This window comes from Gluconobacter sp. P1D12_c (assembly GCF_018812105.1).
Classification (GTDB): Bacteria; Pseudomonadota; Alphaproteobacteria; order Acetobacterales; family Acetobacteraceae; genus Gluconobacter; species Gluconobacter oxydans_A.
Genome location: NZ_JACSIQ010000281.1, coordinates 1 through 531, shown reverse-complemented (window position 1 = coordinate 531; position 531 = coordinate 1). Strand labels below are relative to the sequence as shown.

Annotated in this window: 1 protein-coding gene; it reads left to right on the top strand. The window is 57.8% G+C overall.

The window, feature by feature from the left end:
- Positions 1 to 79 precede the first annotated feature (79 nt).
- Positions 80 to 531 (top strand): IS5 family transposase (locus tag KP705_RS16750; protein ID WP_215765072.1); only part of this gene is annotated, 452 nt, incomplete at its 3' end.

The window sequence follows — 531 nt, the reverse complement described above, 5'->3', positions numbered from 1 at the left end:
CGTTGACAAAAGGTCTATACACTCATCCTGAGATCTGATTCACTGGTTGCTTCAACGCAGACGGTACGGTGGAGCGGGCATGGCACGAGGTGATCTGACGGATCAGGAATGGGCGATAATTGGTCCGCTTCTGCCGCCTGAGCGCGGACGTTGGGCTCGACCAGCTGGAGACAACCGCCTGTTTCTCAATGGTATGCTGCATGTTCTGCGCACAGGCTGTCCGTGGCGGGACATGCATGAGCGCTACGGCAAATGGAACTCGGTCTATGTCCGGTTCCGGCGTTGGGCTGAGCAGGGGGTGTGGGATGCTCTGCTGCAAACCCTGATAGACCTCGACCTGACCGATAACTGGCAGCATATGGTCGACAGTACCGTAGTCCGTGCCCATTCACAGGCTACGGGCGCAAAAGGGGGGCTCATTCGGAGGCTTTTGGTCGATCACGCGGCGGCTTTACGAGCAAGATCCATGTCCGATGTGACAATCAGGGATGCCCTCTTGGCTTTGTCCTTACCGGAGGCCAGGTCTCGGAC